Origin of the sequence: Fusobacterium sp. DD2 (assembly GCF_018205345.1) — a bacterium.
Taxonomy (GTDB): domain Bacteria; phylum Fusobacteriota; class Fusobacteriia; order Fusobacteriales; family Fusobacteriaceae; genus Fusobacterium_A.
Window position 1 is genome coordinate 1 of the sequence record NZ_JADRHM010000120.1, and the last position, 1,566, is coordinate 1,566.

A 1,566-nucleotide genomic window follows, 5' to 3' on the forward strand; every position below is an offset into this window, starting at 1 on the left:
TCTTGTATGATAAATATATAAAAATATTTATCTATACAACCTCCTTTCAATTATTTTTTATTTAAATTTGTTATATAATTTTATTAATGAAACTGTGGACTTTTTATAACCCTTTATTGAACTTTTAAGTTACTTTTTAAAGGAGACTATTGCCACTGTTTTTTCTCAAATACTTATAGTTGGTTAGAATTTTTATTCTTCATGTTTGCAAGAATGTATTGATTAAAACTTTGTGGATACACAGTTTCTATACTATTAACTAAAGGATGTGGTTTTATGCTATTGTTAGGTGTTGATATCGCTAAATTAAATCATGTTGCTTCTTTTATTGATTCCTCTTCTGGCGAACTTATTTTTTCAAATTTTAAATTTCAAAATAATATACTTGGTTTTTCAAGTTTATTTGAAAAAATTTCTAAATTCTCAGTTTCTGAAATTATTATTGGCTTAGAATCAACTGGCCATTATGGAGAAAATTTTATTAATTTTTTCTTCCAGAAAGGATTTAAAATTGCTGTTATCAATCCTTTACAAACTTCACATCTGCGCAAAGCAAATATCAGAGATTCTAAAAATGACAGATTAGATTCTATTAATATTGCTAAAGCTTTATTATTTGGAAAACATACATATGTTTCTCAAAAAAATCTTACTAATTTTTCGCTAAAAAAACTTACTCGTTTTAGAAAAAGTTTAATTAAACAAAAAACCAAAACTAAAATTCAACTTGTTTCATTACTTGATATTATTTTCCCTGAATTGCAGTATTTTTTTAAATCAGGAGTGCATTCAAATGCAGTTTATACTCTTTTAAAAAAGTATCCTTCTACAGAAAAAATAGCTGCTTTAAGAGAAAAATCTTTATTCTCTATTTTGAACAAAGCTTCAAAAGGTCATTACAAAGAACAACATGCTTCGCAATTAAAAAGTCTAGCTAAATCTTCTGTAGGTATTAAGGATACTTCTATCTCTATGCATATACCCCAATTAATACAATTAATTGAGATGTTAGATAGCCAAATTAAAGCTATTGAAAAAGAAATTGATTCTTTTATTGATGAAGAATCTCCTATTCTAACTATTCCTGGAATCAATACTGTCGCTGCTGCTTCTATTCTTGGAGAAATTAATGATATCGAGAATTTTGATTCCTCTTCAAAGTTACTCGCTTTTTCTGGATTAGATCCAAAGATAAGGCAATCTGGAAACTTCAATGCTTCATCATGCCGAATGTCTAAAAAAGGTTCTTCATATTTACGCTATGCTCTAATTTTTACTGCCTGGAATCTTGTTAGGAACAGCGCAACCTTTAATAGGTATTATTTGAGTAAACGAGCTCAAGGGAAATCACATTATAGCGCATTAGGGCATACAGCCCACAAATTAGTAAGAGTAATTTATACACTACTCAAGAAAAACATTTCATATCAAGAGGATTTTATTTCTTAAAATTTTTATTAACTTGTAGTATTTTTAAGAGCTCTATGAACTCTAATTTTGTAGTGCAGAAAAATCAAAATTAATTTTTTTTTAAATTATCTTGACTTTTCATAGTTGGTCTCCTTT

At 27.3% G+C, this 1,566-nt stretch carries 1 protein-coding gene; it reads left to right on the top strand.

Annotated features, from left to right (window positions below; translation table 11 throughout):
• The first annotated feature begins 276 nt into the window (after positions 1–276).
• Complete coding sequence (locus IX290_RS11350; RefSeq protein WP_187422867.1) at positions 277–1,449, top strand: IS110 family transposase; 1,173 nt, start codon at positions 277–279, stop codon at positions 1,447–1,449.
• Positions 1,450–1,566: the final 117 nt, after the last annotated feature.